At 39.8% G+C, this 329-nt stretch carries 1 protein-coding gene; it reads left to right on the top strand.

What is annotated here, in order from left to right; genetic code table 11:
* Nucleotides 1-329: DUF7507 domain-containing protein (locus ACSVH5_RS13450; protein WP_438061923.1), on the top strand; the 329-nt coding region annotated here is incomplete at both ends.

The following is a 329-nucleotide window of genomic DNA, read 5'->3' on the forward strand; positions in this document are numbered from 1 at the left end:
CGATGTGGTTTCTTATAACTTTGTCATCAAAAATACAGGTAATGTAACCTTGACTAATGTAACAGTAACAGACAATAATGCGGTGGTAACTGGTGGTCCAATTGCAACATTGGCTGTGGGTGCTACTGACAGCACTACCTTCTCAGCTTCACATACCATTACTCAAGAAGATATTAACAAAGGTTTTGTTTACAACTTGGCTTTGGCTACCGCTAAAGATCCTAATGACAAAACCGTAACAGATACCTCTTCTGATCCTACGCCTTGTACTACTTGCCCAAAAGACCCTGAGTGCACTGATTGTACTATTACAGAATTGAATCAATCTC

The organism is Flavobacterium sp. RSSA_27 (assembly GCF_051547125.1).
Classification (GTDB): domain Bacteria; phylum Bacteroidota; class Bacteroidia; order Flavobacteriales; family Flavobacteriaceae; genus Flavobacterium.